Source organism: Fulvimonas sp. R45, from assembly GCF_030504985.1.
In the GTDB taxonomy this organism is placed as follows: Bacteria; Pseudomonadota; Gammaproteobacteria; order Xanthomonadales; family Rhodanobacteraceae; genus Rhodanobacter_A.
Window position 1 is genome coordinate 106,414 of record NZ_JASERU010000002.1, and the last position, 19,494, is coordinate 125,907.

Annotated in this window: 19 protein-coding genes; 6 read left to right on the top strand and 13 right to left on the bottom strand. The window is 69.7% G+C overall.

Annotated elements, in window-relative coordinates:
* Positions 1–176 precede the first annotated feature (176 nt).
* From QMK61_RS02070 to QMK61_RS02105, 8 genes are all read right to left on the bottom strand, one after another.
* Entirely contained in the window at positions 177–1,091 is a 915-nt protein-coding gene (locus tag QMK61_RS02070) for an SMP-30/gluconolactonase/LRE family protein (RefSeq protein WP_302070084.1), read from the bottom strand.
* Entirely contained in the window at positions 1,088–1,855 is a 768-nt protein-coding gene (locus QMK61_RS02075) for an SDR family oxidoreductase (protein WP_302070086.1), read from the bottom strand. Before QMK61_RS02075 ends, QMK61_RS02070 begins: the two co-directional genes overlap by 4 nt.
* Positions 1,856–1,860: 5 nt before the next feature.
* Entirely contained in the window at positions 1,861–3,009 is a 1,149-nt protein-coding gene (gene dgoD, locus QMK61_RS02080; protein WP_302070087.1) for a galactonate dehydratase, read from the bottom strand.
* On the bottom strand, positions 3,006–3,650 hold the full coding sequence (locus QMK61_RS02085) for a 2-dehydro-3-deoxy-6-phosphogalactonate aldolase (protein WP_302070088.1): 645 nt from the start codon (positions 3,648–3,650) through the stop codon (positions 3,006–3,008). Before QMK61_RS02085 ends, dgoD begins: the two co-directional genes overlap by 4 nt.
* On the bottom strand, positions 3,644–4,570 hold the full coding sequence (locus QMK61_RS02090) for a 2-dehydro-3-deoxygalactonokinase (protein ID WP_302070089.1): 927 nt from the start codon (positions 4,568–4,570) through the stop codon (positions 3,644–3,646). Before QMK61_RS02090 ends, QMK61_RS02085 begins: the two co-directional genes overlap by 7 nt.
* Before the next feature lie 8 nt (positions 4,571–4,578).
* Complete coding sequence (locus tag QMK61_RS02095; protein ID WP_302070091.1) at positions 4,579–5,283, bottom strand: FadR/GntR family transcriptional regulator; 705 nt, start codon at positions 5,281–5,283, stop codon at positions 4,579–4,581.
* A 189-nt stretch (positions 5,284–5,472) separates the two neighbouring features.
* On the bottom strand, positions 5,473–6,108 hold the full coding sequence (locus QMK61_RS02100) for an HAD hydrolase-like protein (protein ID WP_302070092.1): 636 nt from the start codon (positions 6,106–6,108) through the stop codon (positions 5,473–5,475).
* A gap of 7 nt (positions 6,109–6,115) precedes the next feature.
* Positions 6,116–7,297 (bottom strand): phosphoglycerate kinase, encoded by a 1,182-nt coding sequence (locus QMK61_RS02105; protein ID WP_302070093.1) that lies wholly within the window; start codon positions 7,295–7,297, stop codon positions 6,116–6,118.
* Positions 7,298–7,408: 111 nt separating this feature from the next.
* Between QMK61_RS02105 and maiA the strand changes: the two genes are divergently transcribed.
* Positions 7,409–8,068, top strand: a complete 660-nt coding sequence (gene maiA, locus QMK61_RS02110; protein ID WP_302070094.1) for a maleylacetoacetate isomerase — start codon at positions 7,409–7,411, stop codon at positions 8,066–8,068.
* 576 nt (positions 8,069–8,644) lie between these two features.
* On the opposite strand, the gene QMK61_RS02115 is transcribed toward maiA, so the two are convergent.
* Positions 8,645–9,763, bottom strand: a complete 1,119-nt coding sequence (locus QMK61_RS02115; protein ID WP_302070095.1) for a PilT/PilU family type 4a pilus ATPase — start codon at positions 9,761–9,763, stop codon at positions 8,645–8,647.
* Positions 9,764–9,941: 178 nt separating this feature from the next.
* Between QMK61_RS02115 and QMK61_RS02120 the strand changes: the two genes are divergently transcribed.
* From QMK61_RS02120 to glmS, 5 genes are all read left to right on the top strand, one after another.
* On the top strand, positions 9,942–10,535 hold the full coding sequence (locus tag QMK61_RS02120) for a DUF4398 domain-containing protein (RefSeq protein ID WP_302070097.1): 594 nt from the start codon (positions 9,942–9,944) through the stop codon (positions 10,533–10,535).
* Positions 10,532–11,197 carry a hypothetical protein gene (locus QMK61_RS02125; protein ID WP_302070098.1) on the top strand — a complete coding sequence of 222 codons (666 nt, stop codon included), beginning with the start codon at positions 10,532–10,534 and terminating at the stop codon, positions 11,195–11,197. The genes QMK61_RS02120 and QMK61_RS02125 overlap by 4 nt, the downstream gene beginning before the upstream one ends.
* A gap of 367 nt (positions 11,198–11,564) precedes the next feature.
* Positions 11,565–11,792: a YdcH family protein gene (locus tag QMK61_RS02130; RefSeq protein WP_302070099.1), complete on the top strand. Its 228-nt coding sequence runs from the start codon at positions 11,565–11,567 to the stop codon at positions 11,790–11,792.
* 140 nt (positions 11,793–11,932) lie between these two features.
* On the top strand, positions 11,933–13,303 hold the full coding sequence (locus tag QMK61_RS02135) for a pyridoxal-phosphate dependent enzyme (RefSeq protein WP_302070100.1): 1,371 nt from the start codon (positions 11,933–11,935) through the stop codon (positions 13,301–13,303).
* Positions 13,304–13,399: 96 nt separating this feature from the next.
* A complete protein-coding gene (gene glmS, locus QMK61_RS02140; RefSeq protein WP_302070101.1) occupies positions 13,400–15,229 on the top strand; it encodes a glutamine--fructose-6-phosphate transaminase (isomerizing) in 1,830 nt (609 codons plus the stop codon).
* An 81-nt stretch (positions 15,230–15,310) separates the two neighbouring features.
* Here the strand turns inward: glmS and cyoD are convergent, their stop codons facing one another.
* From cyoD to cyoA, 4 genes are read right to left on the bottom strand one after another with little or no spacing between them, the layout of a single operon-like run.
* Complete coding sequence (cyoD, locus tag QMK61_RS02145) at positions 15,311–15,700, bottom strand: cytochrome o ubiquinol oxidase subunit IV (RefSeq protein WP_302070102.1); 390 nt, start codon at positions 15,698–15,700, stop codon at positions 15,311–15,313.
* Positions 15,697–16,323, bottom strand: coding sequence for a cytochrome o ubiquinol oxidase subunit III (cyoC, locus tag QMK61_RS02150; protein WP_302070105.1), 627 nt, complete (start codon positions 16,321–16,323; stop codon positions 15,697–15,699). The genes cyoD and cyoC overlap by 4 nt, the downstream gene beginning before the upstream one ends.
* Positions 16,320–18,350 carry a cytochrome o ubiquinol oxidase subunit I gene (cyoB, locus tag QMK61_RS02155; protein WP_302070106.1) on the bottom strand — a complete coding sequence of 677 codons (2,031 nt, stop codon included), beginning with the start codon at positions 18,348–18,350 and terminating at the stop codon, positions 16,320–16,322. The genes cyoC and cyoB overlap by 4 nt, the downstream gene beginning before the upstream one ends.
* A gap of 22 nt (positions 18,351–18,372) precedes the next feature.
* The gene (gene cyoA, locus QMK61_RS02160) at positions 18,373–19,380 is read right to left on the bottom strand and encodes a ubiquinol oxidase subunit II (protein ID WP_302070108.1); all 1,008 of its coding nucleotides are present in this window, start codon (positions 19,378–19,380) and stop codon (positions 18,373–18,375) included.
* Between the last annotated feature and the right edge of the window lie 114 nt (positions 19,381–19,494).

Here is a 19,494-nt window from a genome sequence, read left to right on the forward strand (position 1 = left end):
GGCATGCGACTTCAGCTGGAAGCTCTTCCGGATTCGTTTGCCCTGGGCGTAGCGCCGAAGGCGCGAAGTCGAAGGGTCCAGAGTCCGGGAGGCAGCGGTGTTTCGACTTCGCAGAACTGCGTTCCGCTTCGCTCAACGCGAACGGCTTTCGATCATGCGTCATCTTTCGACGACGTTCACGGCGTGCCGCCCGCGGGCGGTACGCCGGCAAAACGTGGCTCCGGCAGGCCGCGTACATCGACGCATGCGGCGAACAGCGCGCCGGCCAGTGGCTCGCGCGCCAGTGTGGCAGCGTCGAGCCCGTCGCGGGCGCTGGTGACGTAGAGCGTGTCGAGCGCGGCGCCGCCAAAGGCAGGCCGGGTAGGCTGCGAGGACGGAAGCGGCAGGATGCGATCCATGCGGCCGTCGGCGCGGTAGCGCACCACGCGGCCCAGGCCCCATTGCGCGTTCCACAGGCCGCCGTCGGTGTCGACGCAGGAGCCGTCCGGCTCGCCCACGGTGTCGCGCAGGTCGGCGAACAGGCGCGAGGGACCGGGCGCGTCGCCGTAGCCGCAGCAGCGGATGGTGCGCGTCAGCGAGTCGCAGTAGTACATCGTGCCGCCGTCGGGACTGAAGGCGAGGCTGTTGCTGATCGCCACGCCTTCCAGCGGCAGGCGCTCGAGCGAGAGGTCGGCGTGCAGCCGCCAGAAGCCGCCGATCGGGCGTTTCTGGCCGCCGTCGACGGGTTCGTGCAGGGTGCCGAAGACGAAGCGGCCCTGGCGGTCGCAGGCGCCGTCGTTGCAGCGCGTGGGCAGCCCGGGCTCCACCTCGCGAATGGTGTGCAGCGCGCCGTCGTCGAGGCGGAAGAACGCCAGCTTTGATGCCAGCGCCAGCAGCAGCCAGCCGTCCGCCTCGCACAGCGCGAACGAGGCCAGCCGCTCGGGCAGGGACCACTGCCGCGTCTCGCCATTGGATGGCGTGTGGCGCCACAGCGTGGCGGCATGGATGTCGGTCCAGTACAGTGCCTGCGCGCGGTCGCACCAGACGATGCCTTCGCCCAGCGTGTTGCGTGCCTCGAGCACCGCCTGCATCGCCGCACCTGCCGTGCTCACACCCAGCCACCGTCGACGATAAAGGGCTGGCCGGTGCACATACGGCTGTCGTCGGCGGCGAGGAACAGCGCCATGCGCGCCAGGTCGTCCGCCATCAGGTAGCCGGGCATGCACTGCACGCGCGCGATCTCGGCCTCGCCTTCGGCGTCCAGCCACAGCGCGCGCTGCTTTTCAGTGATGACCCAGCCGGGCACCAGCGCGTTGATACGGATGTTCTGCCGCCCCAGCTCGCGCGCCATGCCGTTGACGAAGCCATGCACCGCGGCCTTGGCCATCGCGTACAGCGGATAGCCGGCGTTCTTCTTCATCCAGCCGGTGGAGCCGAGGCAGATGACCGAGCCGCCGCCGAGCCGCTGCATGTCCGGCACCACCGCGCGGGTGGCGAACACCTGGTGGCGCAGGTTCACCGCCACGTTGCGTTCGAACGCCGCGGCGTCGACGTCGGCCAGCGCGTGGCGAACGTCGTTGGCGGCGTTGTTGACCAGCACCTGGATCGGGCCGATATGTTCGCGCGCGGCGTCGATGGAGCGTCGCAGCATGTCGAGGTCGGTGACGTCGCAGCGCAGGAAGCACGGCGCGTGCGCCACGCCGTCCAGGCCGGCGAGCAGCGCCTGCGCACCCGCCTCGTCCACGTCCAGGAAGGCCACCCTGGCGCCCTGCCGCGCGAAGTGCTCGACGAAGGCGGCGCCAATGCCGGTGGCGCCGCCGCTGACCAGCACGGCGCGGCCCTGCAGGCTGGGATAGGTCGCGTACGCGGAAGCCATCGCGCTTACCACTCCGCCACGCTGCCGTCGTCGTGGCGCCACACCGGGTTGTGCCACTGGTGGCCGATCCTGGCGCGCTCGGCCACGTAGGCCTCGTTCACCTCGACGCCGAGGCCGGGGCCCTTCGGCATCGCCACGTAGCCGTCGGCGTAGGCGAACACGCTGCGGTCGGTCACGTAGTCGAGCAGGTCGTTGGCGGCGTTGTAGTGGATGCCCAGGCTCTGCTCCTGGATGAAGGCGTTGTGGCACACCGCGTCCAGCTGCAGGTTGGCGGCCAGCGCGATCGGGCCCAGCGGGCAGTGCAGCGCCAGCGCCACGTCGTAGGCCTCGGCCATCGCGGCGATCTTGCGCGTCTCGGTGATGCCGCCGGCGTGCGAAGGGTCGGGCTGGATGATGTCCACGCCGCCGGTGGCGAACACGCGCTTGAAGTCGTAGCGCGAGTACAGCCGCTCGCCCAACGCGATCGGCGCGGGCGAGATCGCGGCCAGTTCCGGGATCGCCTCCAGGTGCTCGGACAGCACCGGCTCCTCGATGAACATCAGCTTGAACGGCGCCAGCTCGCGCATCAGCACCTTGGCCATCGGCTTGTGCACGCGGCCGTGGAAGTCCAGGCCGATGCCGATGTCCGGACCCACCGCGTCGCGGATCGCCTGCACGTTCTCCAGCACGCGTCCGACCTTGGCGTGGGTGTCGACGTACTGCATCTCCTCGGTGGCGTTCATCTTCACTGCGGTGAAGCCGCGCGCCACCGCCTCCTTCGCGGCGCGCGCGGTGTCGGCGGGGCGGTCGCCGCCGATCCACGAGTACACGCGGATGCGCTCGCGCACCGGACCGCCGAGCAGCTCGTGCACCGGCTTGCCGAGGTCCTTGCCCTTGATGTCCCACAGCGCCTGGTCGATGCCGGCGATGGCGCTCATCAGCACCGGGCCGCCGCGGTAGAAGCCGCCGCGGTAGAGCACGCTCCAGTGGTCCTCGATGTGGCGCGGGTCCTTGCCGACCAGGTAGGTGGCCAGTTCCTCCACCGCAGCGGCCACGGTGTGCGCGCGGCCCTCGACCACCGGCTCGCCCCAGCCGCTGGGGCCGGTGTCGGTGTCGATGCGCACGAACAGCCAGCGCGGCGGGACGAGGAAGGTGGTGATCGCGGTGATCTTCATGCGTGCTTTTCCGGGGCGTGCTTTTCCAGGGCGTGCCATGCCTGCGCGAAGGCGCGGGCGCGTTGAATCGTGTCGTCGAGCGGGCGGCTCGGGGCGTACAGCGCCGAGCCGATGCCGAAGCCGGCGGCGCCCGCGGCGACCCAGGGCGCCATGCTGTCGGGCGCGATGCCGCCCACCGGAAGCACCGGCACGTCGCGCGGCAGCACCGCGCGCCAGGCCTTGAGCACGGCCGGCGCGGACTGCTCGGCGGGGAACAGTTTCAACGCGTCGGCGCCGGCGGCCAGCGCGGCGAAGGCTTCGGTGGGCGTGGCCACGCCGGGCACGCAAAGCAGGCCGGCCGACTTGGCGGCGCGGATCACCGCGACGTCGGCGTGGGGCATCACGATCAGCCGTCCACCCGCGGCGGCCACCGCGTCCACGTCGGCCGGCGTCATCACCGTGCCCGCGCCGACCAGCGTCTCCGCACCCAGCGCATCGGCGAGCAGGGCGATGCTGTCGATCGGCTGCGGCGAATTGAGCGGCACCTCCAGCATGCGGAAGCCGGCCCCGGCGATGGCGCGGCCGGTGGCCACCGCCTCGTCGGGGCGCAGGCCGCGCAGGATCGCCATCAGCGGCAGCGGGGTGAGCCAGGGAGTCAGCATGCGCGGGTTTCCTCGGAAGCAGGGACGGCCAGGCCGGCCTGCACGGCCAGCCGCCACAGGCCGTGGGCGGCGGCGTCCTGCAGCGGTGGCGGCAACTCGATGTCGAACAGCGCGGCGGTGCGGCGGTAGCGCGCGCACAGCGCGTCGTCGCCGACCAGCTGCAGCGGCGCGTCGCGGCGGGCGAGGCCGTCGGCCAGCGCGGCGCGGAATTCCTCGCCGATCAGCAGGCCGGAAAGGTAGTCGGGCACGGATGCGGGCGCCAGCGCGCCGTCCAGCATCAGCGCGCGGGCGGAGAACAGCCGGCTCAGCGCGCCGGCCGCGCCGCTGTCGCGGGCGGTGGCGACGCCGCGGGCGAAGGCCTCGTCGTCGGCCGCCGGCACGTGGCCGCCGAGGATCGAATGGCGCTGCAGCACCGCGTACAGCTCGCCGGTCATCAGCGTGCGGAAGCCGGTCACCGCGCCGTCCCGCACCATCGCCCACTTGCTGTGCGTGCCGGGCAGGATGAAGCAGGACGCCGCCGCCAGCGCGGGTCGCAGCGCCAGCGCGCCGGCCAGCTGGGTTTCCTCGCCGCGCATCACGTCCGGCCCGAGCGGGTCGCGCAGGCCGGGCACCAGGTGGACGTCCATCCCGTCGGCGGCGCGCAGGCGGGCGAGCGCCTGGCCTAGGCGCGTCGCGTCGGCGGGCAGGTCGAGGTAGGGCACCTCGTGCCAGCCGCCGCGGCTGCCGACCATGCCGCAGGCCAGCCGCGGCAGCGCCGGCCAGCCGGCGGTGACGTCGGCCAGCGCGGCGTCGTAGCCGCCCTCCGGCAACTGGCGGATGCCCCACGGTCGCGCGCGCGCCTCCGCGATGCGGCCCGTGCCGTCGAAGCGGTAGGCGCGCAGGCTGCTGGTGCCCCAGTCGAGTCCGATCAGGCCACTCATGCGCAGGCTCAGGATTTCCCGCGGCGGCGGATGTTGCTGCGCGAATCGATCACCATCCTGGTCATCGCCTGGCGCGCCACTTCCGGCTGGCGGCGGCGGATCGCATCGAGCACCTTCTTGTGGTGCGGCAGCGAGTACTTGAAGTCGCCCGCGGTGCGCGCGGACAGCACGAAGTAGGTGCCCAGCGCGGTCTCGATCACCGAGAACAGCGAGATCATCAGCTCGTTCTGGGTGGCGTGCAGCACCGCCTCGTGGAAGGCCAGGTCGGCCGTGGTCCAGTCGTCCAGGCTGGCGGCGGCGGCCATCGCCTCGTAGGCGGTATCCACCCGCGCCAGCTGTTCCGGGCTGCGCCGCCGCGCCGCAGCGGCCGCGGCGGCAGGCTCGATGATCTCGCGCATCTCCACCAGCTTCTCGACGAAGTCCTCGGTCGGCATGGAGGCGCAGCGCCAGGCCAGCACGTCGGCGTCGAGCTGGTTCCAGTGCACGGTGTCGCGCACGCGGGTGCCGGTCTTCTGGCGCGACTCGATCAGGCCCTTGGCCGACAGCACCTTCATCGCCTCGCGCAGCGCGGTGCGACTCACGTTCATGCGCTCGGCCAGCAGCTCCTCGCGCGGCAGGTTCTGGCCGGGGGCGATCTCGCCGCCGACGATCAGGCGGCCCAGCTCGTGGACCACCTGGCCGTGCAGGTTGCGCACGGTGACGGGCTTTACCATGCCTTTCTCCTTGTCCCGCCCGGCGGCCCCGGCCGCCCGGCCTTATTTGTAATACATAATTACCTTATAGCAGGTTGCGCGGAGGGCGTCATCCGTCCCGGCAGGCGATGACGGCCGCGCGCACGGCCACGATGCGCCGTGCGCGGGCGCGCGGCAAGCACGGGGCGCCAGGGTATCGGGAACAGGCTCTCAGGCCGCCGACAGCAGGGCGTCGAGCTGGTCCGGATGGGCGGCGAGGGCGCGGGCGCCGGCCTGGCACAATTCCTCGCGGCTGCCGAAGCCCCACAGCACGCCAATGCCGGCGACGCCGTTGGCCAGCGCGCCCTCGATGTCGAAGCGGCGGTCGCCGATCATGGCGGCGTCGGCCGGCGCCACGCCGAAATCGGCCAGCGCCGCGGCGATCATGCCGGCCTTCTCGCTGTGCGCGCTGTCCGGCGCGGGACCGTAGAGCTTCTCGAAGCCGGCGCCGAACGGCAGCGACTCGAGGATGGGCGCGGCATGCCGTACCGGCTTGCTGGTGACCACGGCCAGCCGGTGCCCGGCGGCGCGCAGGCGGTCGACCAGCGCGGCCACGCCGGGATAGACCGCGTGCTCGCGCCAGCCCAGGGTGGAAAAGCGCTCGTGGTAGTACGCCACCGCGGCCTCGATCCGTGCGGCGTCGTGGTCGAGCAGCGGTGCGAAGCTGTGGCGCAGCGGCGGGCCGATCCACGGGCGCAAGTCGTCGGGCGCGGGCACGTCCAGCTTCGCCAGCGCGTGGCGGACGCAGGCGGTGATGCCCGGTTCGGAATCGATCAGCGTGCCGTCGAGGTCGAACAGGCAGAGCACGGCGTGGTCAGCCGTTCGCCCGTGCCTTCAGCGCCGCCACCGCGGGCAGTTCCTTGCCTTCCAGGAATTCCAGGAAGGCGCCGCCGCCGGTGGAGATGTAGGAGACGTCCTTCTCGATGCCGTACTTGTCCACAGCAGCCAAAGTATCGCCGCCGCCGGCGATGGAGAACGCAGGCGAGGCGGCGATGGCGCGCGCCAGCGTCTCGGTGCCCTTGCCGAAGGCGTCGAACTCGAACACGCCGACCGGGCCGTTCCATACCACGGTGCCGGCCTTGGCGATCAGCGCGGCGTAGCACGCGGCGGTCTCGGGGCCGATGTCGAGGATCATCTCGCCGTCCAGCACCGCGTCCACCGGCTTCACCGTGGCCGGCGCGTTGGCGGAGAACGCCGGCGCCACCACCACATCGACCGGCAGCGGCACGTCGGCGCCGCGGCGCTTGGCGTCGGCGAGCACCTTCTTCGCGGCGTCGACCAGGTCCGGTTCGACCAGCGAGTTGCCGACCGGGTAGCCCAGCGCGGCGATGAAGGTGTTGGCGATGCCGCCGCCCACGATCAACTGGTCCACCTTGCCGATCAGGTTCTCCAGCAGGGTGAGCTTGGTGGAGACCTTGGAGCCGGCCACGATCGCCAGCAGCGGATGCGCGGGCTGTTCCAGCGCCTTGCCCAGCGCGTCCAGCTCGGCCGACAGCAGCGGGCCGGCCACGGCGACCGGCGCGTGGCGGATCACGCCGTGGGTGGAGGCCTGGGCGCGGTGCGCGGTGCCGAAGGCATCCATCACGAACACGTCGCACAGCGCGGCGTACTTCTTCGACAGCGACTCGTCGTCCTTGCCCTCGCCCACGTTCATGCGGCAGTTCTCCAGCACCACCACCTCGCCGGCGGCGACGTCCACGCCGTCGAGGTAGTCGCGCAGCAGCCGCACCGGCGTGCCCAGCCTGTCGCCGAGCCAGGCGGCCACCGGCGCCAGCGAGGACGCCTCGTCGAACTGGCCTTCCTTGGGGCGGCCCAGGTGCGACAGCACCATCACCTTCGCGCCGGCGTCGCGGGCGGCGGCGATGGTGGGCAGGGCGGCGTCGAGGCGCTGGGTGGAGGTGATCCGGCCGTGCTCGTCGATCGGCACGTTCAGGTCCTCGCGGATCAGCACGCGCTTGCCGTGGAGGTCGATATCGCTCATGCGCAGGACGGTCACGTCGGGGCTCCGGTGATTGGGCCGCAGCGGCGGCAGGAATCGCGCATTGTCCCGCCCGCCCTAAGGCGATGCAAATTACACTGCAGGCTTTCCATCGTCCGGGAGCGACGCATGACCTCCGGCCTCGTGCTGTACGGCTACTGGCGCTCCAGCGCCGCCTATCGCGTGCGCATCGCGCTGAACCTGAAGGGCCTGGCGTGGGAGAACCGCCCGGTGCACCTGGTGCGCGACGGCGGCGAGCAGCATGCGCCGGGCTATGCCGCGCTGAACCCGCAGCAGCTGGTGCCCTGCCTGTGCGACGGCGAGCGCGTGCTGACCCAGTCGCTGGCGATCATCGAATACCTGGACGAGACCCGCCCCGGCCCGCCGCTGCTGCCCGGCGACGCCGCCGGCCGCGCCCGCGTGCGCGCGCTGGCGCAGGCGGTGGCCTGCGACATCCACCCGATCGGCAACCTGCGCGTGCTGCAGCGGCTGGGCGCGCAGTTCGAGGCGGAAGAGGGCGACAAGGCCGCCTGGTCGAGGCACTGGATCGCCACCGGCTTCGCCGCGCTGGAAACCCTGCTGTCGCGCGATCCCGCCACCGGTCGCCATTGCCACGGCGACGCGCCGGGCCTGGCCGACGCCTGCCTGGTGCCGCAGTGCTACAACGCCCTGCGCTGGGGCGTGCCGCTGGAGGACTACCCCACGATCCGGCGCATCCACGAGGCGTGCAACGCACTGGAGGCGTTCCGCGCCGCCGCGCCGGAGGCTCAGCCCGACGCGCCGCGCTAGCGGTGGATCCGGGGGGAGGGATTTTGCGTGCTACGCACGAGTACTTCACTGATTCCAGCTTGACCGGCCTTCGGCCGTTGAGAGCCGCTGGAATGACGGTGAAGGGGATGAAGTGCGAGGCCAGCGTGGAGCGGCACGCTGCGTTGGAGCAGGCGGTCGGCGACGTTGGAGCAAGCGGAGAGCCGCAGTTTGCAGCGGTCCCTCCCCGCCCTCTCCAGCGAAACGGTGCGAGTCACGCGTGTCAGCGAGTTATCTGAGAGCCTGTTCAAAGTCTCCCCGTGGCCCGCGCCGGGAGCTGTTTGCGCGCAGACCAAGGAAGAGTGAAGGAGTGGACGTCCGTCCACGACTGAGCGATGACGCGAGGATGCGGGCAAACAGACCCGGCCCGAAGGGTTGCCTTGCCCTGGCCGCCAGGCGGCAGCGCGCGGCTTGACCTGCCAGCCAGGCAGGCACTGCGCCACGCACTCCCACCTGGCAGCCAGGGCAAGGCAACGCGAGCTACGGGGAGATTTTGAACAGGTTCTGAGCGGCAGCGAGGCACGAGGCATCAGCCCCGCACCCCGCCAGGCGCCAGCCTCAGAACCCCATCCCGTACGGGTCGTTGCTCAGCTCCGCCCCCGCGCCGGCCTCGCTGCCGCCCTCGGCCAGGCGCACCTTCAGCGCCAGTCCGTCGCGCGAGTCGGCCTTGCTCAGCGCTTCCTCCAGCTCGATGCGGCCGGCCTTGTAGAGGCGGTACAGCGACTGGTCGAAGGTCTGCATGCCGTCCTGCAGGCTGCGGTCCATCGCCTCCTTCACCTCGTGGATCTGCCCGCGGCGGATCATGTCGCGGATGAACGGCGTGTTGAGCAGCACCTCCACCGCCGGCAGGCGGCGGCCGTCCTTGCCGATCACCAGGCGCTGGCTGATCACCGCCTTGAGGTTCAGCGCCAGGTTCATCAGCACGTTCTTGTGCGCCGACTCGGGGAAGAAGTTGAGGATGCGCTCCAGCGTCTGGTCGGCGTTGTTGGAATGCAGCGTGGCCAGGCACAGGTGGCCGGTCTCGGAGAAGGCGATCGCCGCCTCCATCGTGTCGGTGTCGCGGATCTCGCCGATCATGATCACGTCCGGCGCTTCGCGCATCGCGTTCTTCAGCGCCTCGTGGTAACTGTGCGTGTCCAGCCCCACCTCGCGCTGGTTGACGATCGACTTCTTGTGCCGGTGCAGGTACTCGATCGGGTCCTCGATGGTGAGGATGTGGCCGGAGGAGTTGGAATTGCGGTGGTCGAGCATCGCCGCCAGCGTGGTGGACTTGCCCGAGCCGGTGGCGCCCACCACCAGGATCAGTCCGCGCGGCTCCATGATCAGGTCGCGGAAGATCGACGGCAGCTGCAGCTGGTCGATCGAGGGGATCTCGCTCTTGATCGCGCGGATCACCATGCCCACTTCGCCGCGCTGCTTGAACACGTTGATGCGGAAACGGCCGGCTTCCTTCACCGCCAGCGCCATGTTCAGCTCCAGGTCGCGCTCGAACTGCGGCACCTGGCCCTCGTCCATCAGCGAGTAGGCGATCTTCTTCACCATGCCGCCGGGCAGGCCGGTGTTGCCCAGCGGGTAGAGCTTGCCCTCGACCTTGATGTTCACCGGGGCGCCGGTGGACAGGAACATGTCCGACGCGCCCTTGTCTACCATCAGCTTGAGGAAATAACCGATATCCACCTGTGACCCCTGTCGGATGCGCGCTCCGGCGCGCGTTGCAATCGGCGATTATGCCTGCCCACAATATGCCGCGACACGTCCCGAGGACTGAGTGATGGCCCACAGATTTCCCCCGTTGCCCGGGGCCGGATGCCGCCGGCCCGTCCGGGCGGCGGGAACGCTTACGACGCTGGCCCTGGTGCTGGCCCTGGCCGGTTGCGCCAGCGTGCCGCCGCCCGACGCCTCCATGAACCAGGCGCAGGCGCAGATCCAGTCCGCCCGCGAGGCGGGCGCGGCCGACTACGACCCGGTCGACTTCGGCTTCGCCCAGGACAAGTTCCAGCAGGCGCAGGCGGCGATGTCCAACCGCAAGTACGCCGACGCCGCGAACCTGGCGGAAGAGTCGATGGCCGACGCCTCGCTGGCGCGCACCAAGGCGCTGCTCGGCGCCGCGCGGGCGCAGATCCAGCAGAAGGTGCAGGCGAACGGCGCACTGCGCGCGCAGAACGAGGAAGCCAGGGCCGAGAACGCCCAGCACGAGGCGCAGCAGCGCGCGCAGCTGGCGCAGCAGCAGGCCGCGGCGGCCGCCCCGGCGGAGGGCGGCAGCGCCGCCGCACCCGCGCAACCGGCCTCGGTCGCGCCTGCGCTGCCCGCGCAGGCGCCGATCCAGCAGGACATGCCGGCACCGTCGTCGTCGGTGCTCTCCGCGCCGCAGGACGGCGGCTTCCAGACCGTGCCCGACAACCGCGGCACGCCCGCCTCCGGCGCGTCGACCCAGGGGGGCCAGCCATGAAACGCCACATCCGTCTTCTCGCCGCCGTGCTGCTGGCGCTGGGCGCCGTCGGCGCGGTGCAGGCGCGCAAGGACGACATGGACATCGTGCGGCTGAGCCACAGCCTCGACCAGCTGTCCAGCGATCCCACCCTGGGCGTGTATGCCCAGGCCGAGCAGGCGCTGGCCCGCAACGCCGTGGCGCGGCTGGCCGACGCCAGTTCGCGCGAGCGGCCGCACGCGCTGTACGTGGCCGAGCGCCGCGTGGACCAGGCGCGGGCCGCGGCGCAGCTGGAGGACGCCCGCGCGCGCCTGGCCCAGCTGGCGCGCGAGCACGACCAGCTGCTGCTGCAGCGCAGCCAGATCGACGCCGACGCGGCGCGGCGGGAGCTGGAGTTCCAGCGCATGCAGTACCAGATCGCCCAGGAAGAGGCTGCCCGCCTGCAGCAGCAGGGCGCAGAGGCCGCCAGCCAGGCCGAGGCCGCCAAGGCCGAGGCGGACCGGGCGCGCCGGCTGGCCGCCGCCCAGAGCCGGGTGGCGCGGGCCGCCAAGCACGAGGCCGCGCTGGCCGCCGAGGCGGCGCGCGCGATGCGCTCGCAGCTGCAGCAGGACGATACGTCCGCGCCGGCATCGTCGGACAGCGCCGGCCAGCACACCGGCGGCAAGAAGCACGGCAAGCCTTGAGCGGGGTCTGCGCGCCGTCCACGCTCCGCGGCGGCGCGCGCTCTGCGGCGCACCGCCAGGCCAGCACCGGACGCGTGCTTGGCCGTGTATGCAAGTGTCCGTTTTTACGGGATTTTTACCTCGAATCGCATGCCCTCGCGGGTTGCCGCGGGGCGCTTGCGCAGGGTGCGGACGGGGAGTAGGGTCGAAGTCCCATGGGGCATTCGCGCCGCATGGGTCTACTGACCCGAATCATGCGCCCAGCCGTTCTTCCATGTCGTCACTGCGGTCCGCCAGGACCCCGCGGTGCGTGGCCGTGCGCGCGGTTCATGTGGTTCCGGGGCGCACCGGTCAGGCGCCCGCCGTCCCATCGCGAGGAGGTCGGATCATGTTTGAAAGCCAGCAGCGTGACGATGTCGAGGCATTGATGAAGGCCGATGCGGAGTTCCGCCGGCTCTACCAGCACCACAAGGAACTCGACAGCAAGGTCCACGACGCCGAGATCGGCGTGCTTCCCATCGACGATGTCACCCTGGTGGGCATGAAGAAAGAGAAGCTGCTGGCCAAGGAACGATTGCAGCGCATGTGGAACGACCGGGCGCACCGGGTGAACTGAAACCCAACGCCCGCACCGCGACCCCGGTTTCCGGCCACGGAAACCGGGGTCGCGTCGTCTGGGGGCCCTACCTGCCGGGGTATCATGCGCGTTCCCGCAGGGCGGCGCGCCGCTCCGCGCCACCGGCCCACGGAGCGTCCATGACCGTCAACGCAAGCGTCCTCGAACTGATCGGCAATACCCCGATGGTGCGCGCCCAGCGCCTGGACGCGGGACGCTGCGAGCTGTTCCTCAAGCTGGAGAGCGCCAACCCCGGCGGCTCGATCAAGGACCGCATCGGCCTGTCGATGATCGAGGGCGCGGAAAAGGCCGGCCGGATCCAGCCCGGCGCCACCCTGGTCGAGGGCACCGCCGGCAACACCGGCCTGGGCCTGGCGCTGGTGGCGCAGGCCAAGGGCTACCGCCTGATCCTGGTGGTGCCGGACAAGATGAGCCGGGAGAAGATCTTCAACCTCAAGGCGATGGGCGCCGAGGTGGTGCTGACCCGCTCCGACGTGGCCAAGGGCCACCCCGAGTACTACCAGGACATGGCCGAGCGCATCGCCCGCGAGACGCCCGGCGCCTACTTCATCAACCAGTTCGGCAACCCCGACAACCCCCGCGCGCACTACGAGACCACCGGGCCCGAGATCCTGGAGCAGATGGACGGCCGGGTCGACGCGGTGGTGGTGGGCTGCGGTTCGTCCGGCACCCTGACCGGGCTGTCGCGGTTCTTCGCCGAGCATTCGCCGCAGACCGAGATCGTGCTGGCCGACCCGGTGGGTTCGATCCTGGCGCAGTACATCAACGAGGGCACGCTCTCCACCAAGTCGGCGAGCTGGATGGTGGAGGGCATCGGCGAGGACTTCCTGCCCAGCATCAGCGACTTCTCGCGCGTGAAGAAGGCCTACGCCATCTCCGACAAGGAAAGCTTCCTCGCCGCCCGCGAGCTGCTGGCGAAGGAAGGCGTGCTGGGCGGCTCGTCCACCGGCACGCTGCTGGCGGCGACGCTGAAGTACTGCCGCGAGCAGCCCGCGCCGAAGCGCGTGGTGACCCTGGTATGCGATACCGGTAACAAGTACCTGTCGAAGCTGTACAACGACTACTGGATGCTGGACAACGGCTTCATCGAGCGCGAGCAGCACGGCGACCTGCGCGACCTGCTGCTGCGCCCGTTCGCGCGGCGCGACACCATCGTGGTCGGCCCCAATGAGCTGCTGATGACCGCCTACACGCGCATGAAGCTGTACGACGTGTCGCAGCTGCCGGTGATGGACGGCGCGCGCATCGTCGGCATCCTCGACGAATCCGACGTGCTGATGCACGTGCACGCCGACGAGGCACGCTTCCGCGATCCGGTCTCGGTGGCGATGATCTCGGACCTGCGCATGCTCGACGTGCGCTCGCCGATCGAGTCGCTGCTGCCGGTGTTCGAGCGCGGCCACGTGGCCATCGTGATGGACGGCGAGCAGTTCATGGGCCTGATCACCCGCATCGACCTGCTCAACTACCTGCGTCGCAAGGTGCACTGAGCGGATCGCCCTGTTGAAAGCCGGCTGAAATGGCCGCGCGGCAAAGTCGCCGCCTGGCCGCCTGCCGGCACGGACCTCATCCAAGGAGTTGCAGCCATGTGTGGAATCGTCGCCGCCGTCGCCCAGCGCGACGTCGCCCCCCTGCTGATCGCGGGCCTGAAGGCGCTGGAATACCGCGGTTACGATTCGGCCGGCCTGGCCGTGCTGGAGGACGGGCAGATCCGCCGCGTGCGCGCCAAGGGCAAGGTACGCGAGATGGAATCGCAGTATCTGGCCGACCCGTTCCCCGGCGGCACCGGCATCGCGCATACGCGCTGGGCCACCCACGGCGTGCCGAACGAGGCCAATGCGCACCCGCACGTGGCCGGCCGCGTCGCCATCGTGCACAACGGCATCATCGAGAACTACGCCAGCCTGCGCGAGGAACTGGAAGCGCGCGGCCACGTGTTCGGTTCCGAGACCGACACCGAGGTGATCGCGGCGCTGGTCGACGAGCGCCTGGCCGCGGGCCTGCCGCTGCGCGAGGCGGTGCTGGCCGTGGTGCGCGGGCTGGAAGGCGCCTACGCCATCGCGGTGATCGACTGCGACGCGCCCGAGCGCGTGGTCGGCGCGCGCCGCGGCGCGCCGCTGCTGGTGGGCGTGGGCATCGGCGAGCACTTCCTGGGCTCGGACGCGCAGGCGCTGATCCAGGTCACCAACAAGATGATCTACCTCGACGAGGACGACGTCGTCGAGATCACCCGCGACGGCGTGCGCGTGTACGGCCTGGACGGTGCGCCGGTGGAGCGCGCGCTGCACGAGAGCGAGCTGTCCGCCGACGCGGTGGAGCGCGGCGAGTACCGCCACTACATGCAGAAGGAGATCTTCGAGCAGCCGCGCGCGGTGGCCGACACGCTGGAATCGCGGCTCGGCCCGCACGGCGTGCTGCCCAACGTGTTCGGCGTGGGCGGCGACGAGCTGCTGGCGAAGGTGCGCGGCCTGCACATCATCGCCTGCGGCACCAGCTACCACGCCGGCATGGTGGCGAAGTACTGGATCGAGGACTACGCGCGCCTGCCGGTCAGCGTGGAAGTGGCCAGCGAATACCGCTACCGCGAGGCGGTGGTGCCGGACGGCACGCTGTTCGTGGCCATCTCGCAGTCCGGCGAAACCGCCGACACGCTGGCGGCGATGCGCGAGTCGCGTCGTCGCGGTTACCTGGGCACGCTGGCGATCTGCAACGTGCCGGAATCCTCGGTGGTGCGCGAGGCCGACCTCAAGCTGATGACCCGTGCCGGCCCCGAGATCGGCGTGGCCTCGACCAAGGCCTTCACCACCCAGCTCGCGGCGTTGGCCTTGCTGGCGCTGGGACTGGCGAAGCCGCGCGGCCTGGACGAGAGCCGCTACCTCGAACTGTGCGGCCAGCTGCAGACCCTGCCGCGCATGATCGAGCAGGCGCTGGCGCTGGAACCGGAGATCGTGGAACTGGCCGAGCATTTCATCCCGCGCCATCACGCGCTGTTCCTGGGCCGCGGCGCGCAGTTCCCGGTGGCGCTGGAAGGCTCGCTCAAGCTCAAGGAAATCTCCTACATCCACGCCGAGGCCTACCCGGCCGGCGAGCTGAAGCACGGCCCGCTGGCGCTGGTGGACGAGGACATGCCGGTGGTGGCGGTGGCGCCGAACGGCCCGCTGCTGGACAAGCTGAAGTCCAACCTGCAGGAAGTGCGCGCCCGCGGCGGCGAGCTGATCGTGTTCGCCGACCGCGCCGCGCCGATGGACGGCAACCCGGCCCGCGGCCGCGTGCTGCGCATCGATGCCGGCGGCGAATTCATCGCCCCGGCGGTGTTCACCGTGCCGCTGCAGCTGCTGGCCTACCACGTGGCCGTGCTGCGCGGCACCGACGTGGACCAGCCGCGCAACCTGGCCAAGTCGGTGACGGTGGAGTAGGCCGGTAGCGCACCCTGTTGCGGGAAACGAAAAAGCCGGCCAACGCCGGCTTTTTCGTGAAAAACGCAGCTGCCCGGGCTGTCACTTCGACTGGTACGGGTGCTGCATCGGCATGGGCATCATGTTCGCGTTCTCGTTGTACATCACCCAGATCGACGCGCCCAGCACAATCACCACCAGCACCACGGTGAAGATGAAGGCCATCAGGTTCCAGCCGCCCTCCGAGTGCGCGTCGAGGTGCAGGAAGTAGATGATGTGCACCAGGATCTGCACCACGGCCAGGGCCAGCACGATGGAGATGGTCAGCCAGCGGTTGTCCAGCACGTGCCCCATCACCAGCCAGAACGGGATGATGGTCAGGATCGCCGCCAGCACGAAACCGGTCAGGTAGCCGCGCAGGGTGCCGTGGTGCACGGCGTCGTCGCCGTGGCCCGCCGGGGCGGCGTGGCCGGGTGGGGTGGGATGGCTCATCGCAGCACTCCTGCCAGATAGACGTAGCTGAAGACACCGACCCACACCAGGTCGAGGAAGTGCCAGAACATGCTCAGGCACTGCAGGCGCCGGATGTTGGCCTCGGTGAGGCCGAACTTGCCCAGCTGGACCATCAGCACGACCAGCCAGAGGATGCCGACGCTGACGTGCAGGCCGTGCGTGCCGACCAGGGTGAAGAACGAGGACAGGAAGGCGCTGCGGCCGGGGCCGGCGCCTTCGGCGATCATGCCGGCGAACTCGTGGATTTCCAGCGTCACGAAGCCCACGGCCAGCAGGCCGGCCACGGCCAGCCAGGCCAGCATGGCGCCCTTGTTCCGCCGCGCCATTTCCAGCATGGCGAAGCCGAAGGTCACCGACGACACCAGCAGCAGGGCCGTGTTCACCGCCAGGCCGGGCAGGTCGAGCACCTCGGCGGCCGAGGGGCCGCCGGCGGTACTGGTGCCGAGCACCGCGTAGCAGGCGAACAGCGAGGCGAAGATGAAGCAATCGCTCATCAGGTAGATCCAGAACCCGAGCAGGGTCCCGTTGTGAGCGGGTGGTTCCTCGTGGCAGAGGAAGCGCGAGGGCGCGTTGCCGGCGTTGTCGACAGCCGTGGTGTTCATGCGTTCGCCCCCTGGGCTTCAGGCTGCCAGTTGCCGGTGTGTTCGAACGTCCGTACTTCGTCCGCACCGATGTGGAAATCGCGGCGGTAGTTGAAGGTATGCGTGATGGACGCGGCGACGACACCCACGAACGACGCCACGGCCAGCCACCAGATGTACCAGACCAGGGCGAAGCAGCAGATGAAGGACAGCGCGCCGATGACCGCGCCGGCGGCGGTGTTCTTCGGCATGTGGATCGGGTGGAAGCCTTCCAGCGGGCGCCGGAAGCCGTGCTTCTTCATGTCCGTCCAGGCGTCGCGCTCGTGCACGTTGGGGACGAACGCGTAGTTGTAGGCTGGCGGCGGCGAGGAGGTGGACCACTCCAGGGTGCGGGCGTTCCATGGATCGCCGCCCACGGCGTAGGCCTTGCGCCGCATGATGCTGACGCCGATCTGGATGATGAAGGCGAGGATGCCCAGTGCGATCAGCAGGGCGCCGAACGCGGCGACGATGAAGTACGGCTGCAGTGCCGGGTTGTCGAAGTGGCTGAGGCGGCGGGTCACGCCCATCAGGCCCATGATGTACAGCGGCGTGAACGCCACCCAGAAGCCGACCAGCCAGCACCAGAAGCTGGCCTTGCCCCAGAACTCGTCGAGCCTGAAGCCGAACGCCTTGGGGAACCAGTAGTTGACCGCCGCGAACACGCCGAACACCACGCCGCCGATGATCACGTTGTGGAAGTGCGCGATCAGGAACAGGCTGTTGTGCAGCAGGAAGTCGGCCGGCGCCACCGACAGCATCACGCCGGTCATGCCGCCGATGGTGAAGGTGAACAGGAAGCCCATCGTCCACAGCATCGGCACGGTGAAGCGCACGCGGCCCCGGTACATGGTGAACAGCCAGTTGAAGATCTTCACCCCGGTGGGGATGGAGATCATCATGGTGGTCAGCGAGAAGAACGAGTTGACGTCGGCGCCCGAGCCCATCGTGAAGAAGTGGTGCAGCCACACCAGGTACGACAGGATCATGATCGCGGCGGTGGCGTAGACCATCGACGAGTAGCCGAACAGCGGCTTGCCCGAGAAGGTGGGCACGATCTCCGAGTACACGCCGAAGATCGGCAGGATCAGGATGTACACCTCCGGGTGGCCCCACACCCAGATCAGGTTGATGTACATCATCACGTTGCCGCCGAAGCCGGTGGTGAAGAAGTGGGTGCCCAGGTAGCGGTCAAGCGAGAGCAGGAACAGCGTGGCGGTGAGCACGGGGAAGGTCGCGATGATCAACCCGCTGGTGCACAGCGTGGTCCAGCTGAACACCGGCATCTTCATCATCGACATGCCGGGCGCGCGCATCTTCAGGATGGTAGTGACGAAGTTGACGCCGGTCAGCAGCGTGCCCACGCCGGACAGCTGCAGGCCCCAGATGTAGTAGTCCACACCGGGGCCCTGCTGCAGTTCCGACACGGGCGGGTAGCCCAGCCAGCCGGCGGTCGAGAAGTCGCCCACGAACAGCGACACCATGAACAGGATCGCGCCCCAGAAGGTGAACCAGAAGCTCAGGTTGTTGAGGAACGGGAACGCCACGTCGCGCGCGCCGATCTGCAGCGGCATCACGTAGTTCATCAGCCCCACGATGTAGGCCATGGCGACGAAGAAGATCATGATCGCGCCGTGCGCGGTGAAGATCTGGTCGTAGTGTTCCGGCGGCAGGTAGCCCATGTGCGGGCCGAAGGCGTAGGCCTGCTGGGCGCGCATCATGATCGCGTCGGAGAAGCCGCGCAGCAGCATCACCGTGCCCAGGATCATGTACATGATGCCGAGCTTCTTGTGGTCCACGCTGGTGAACCACTCGCGCCACAGGTAGCCCCACAGGCGCTTCTTCGTGACCAGGCCGAGTATCGCCACGCCGAGCAGCAGCACCACCACCAGGGTGGCGAGGACGATGCGGCCCTCGAGGTCGGGCTTCAGGAAAGGCAGGGAGTCGAGCGTTAGGCGTCCGAACAGGACATCCCAGACGTGGGCGCGGTGAGGCGTGGCTTCGGGCATGGCTTGAATCTCCGCAAGCGGGTCAGTGCGCCGGCGCGGCTTGCGCGGGAACCGGGGTCCGGTCGTCGGCGAGGGCGCCGGTGGCGGCATGCATGCCATGGCCCTGCATGCCCGGCATGGCGTCTCCGGCGTGGGCGTCGGACATCGTCGCGCTCATGCAGGTTTCGCCCGGGTCGACGCAGCGTTCGAGGATGCGCGTGTACAGGCCGGGTTCGAAGCGGGCGAAGTACTGTACCGGCACGTCGCGTTCGGGCTGGCGCAGGCGGTCGTAGACCTTGAGGTCGAGCCCGGTGCCCGCGTCGCGCGCCTTGGCGATCCAGCGGTCGAAGTCCTGCCGGTTCATGCCCTCGAACTTGAAGCGCATGTCGGTGAAGCCGACGCCGCTGTAGTTGGCCGAGAAGCCGGGATAGGTGCCGGGCTTGTTGATGACCGCATGCAGCACCGTCTGCATGCCGGGCATCGTGTAGACCTGTCCCACCAGCGCCGGCACGAAGAACGAGTCCATCATTTCGTCCGAGGTGAGCCGGAAGCGGATCGGCACGTCCACCGGCGCCGCCAACTGGTTCACCGTGGCGATGCCGTACTGTGGATAGAAGAACAGCCACTTCCAGCGCAACGACACCACGTCGACCTCGAGCGGCTTGACGCCTGCCGCCACGGGCTGGCCTGGCGCCACCCGGTCGAGCGGCCGGTAGGGGTCGAGCTGGTGGGTGCCGATCCAGCTGATCGCGCCGACGGCGATGATGATCAGCAGCGGCGCGGCCCATACCACCAGTTCCAGCTGCGGCGAATGGTCCCAGTCGGGATCGTAGGTGGCCTGCTTGTTGGAGGCCCGGTAGCGCCACGCGACCACGCCGATCGCGATCATCACCGGCACGATGATCAGCGCGATGATGATCGTGGTGACGATCATGATGTCGCTCTGCTGGCGCGCCACATCGCCGGGCGGATCGAGCAGCACCAGGTGGCAACCGCCCAGCAGCAGCGCAAGGGGAAGCAGCAGCAAGCCGCGAAGACGTTTCACTGTCATGGGCGCGTGTGCATCGGCAACGAGGTGGTGCTTACACTACTCTCGAAAGGCAGGTCTATACTACTCCCGCAAACGGCATGACCCGATGGGACGGGTTCGTGGGAACCCGCTTCC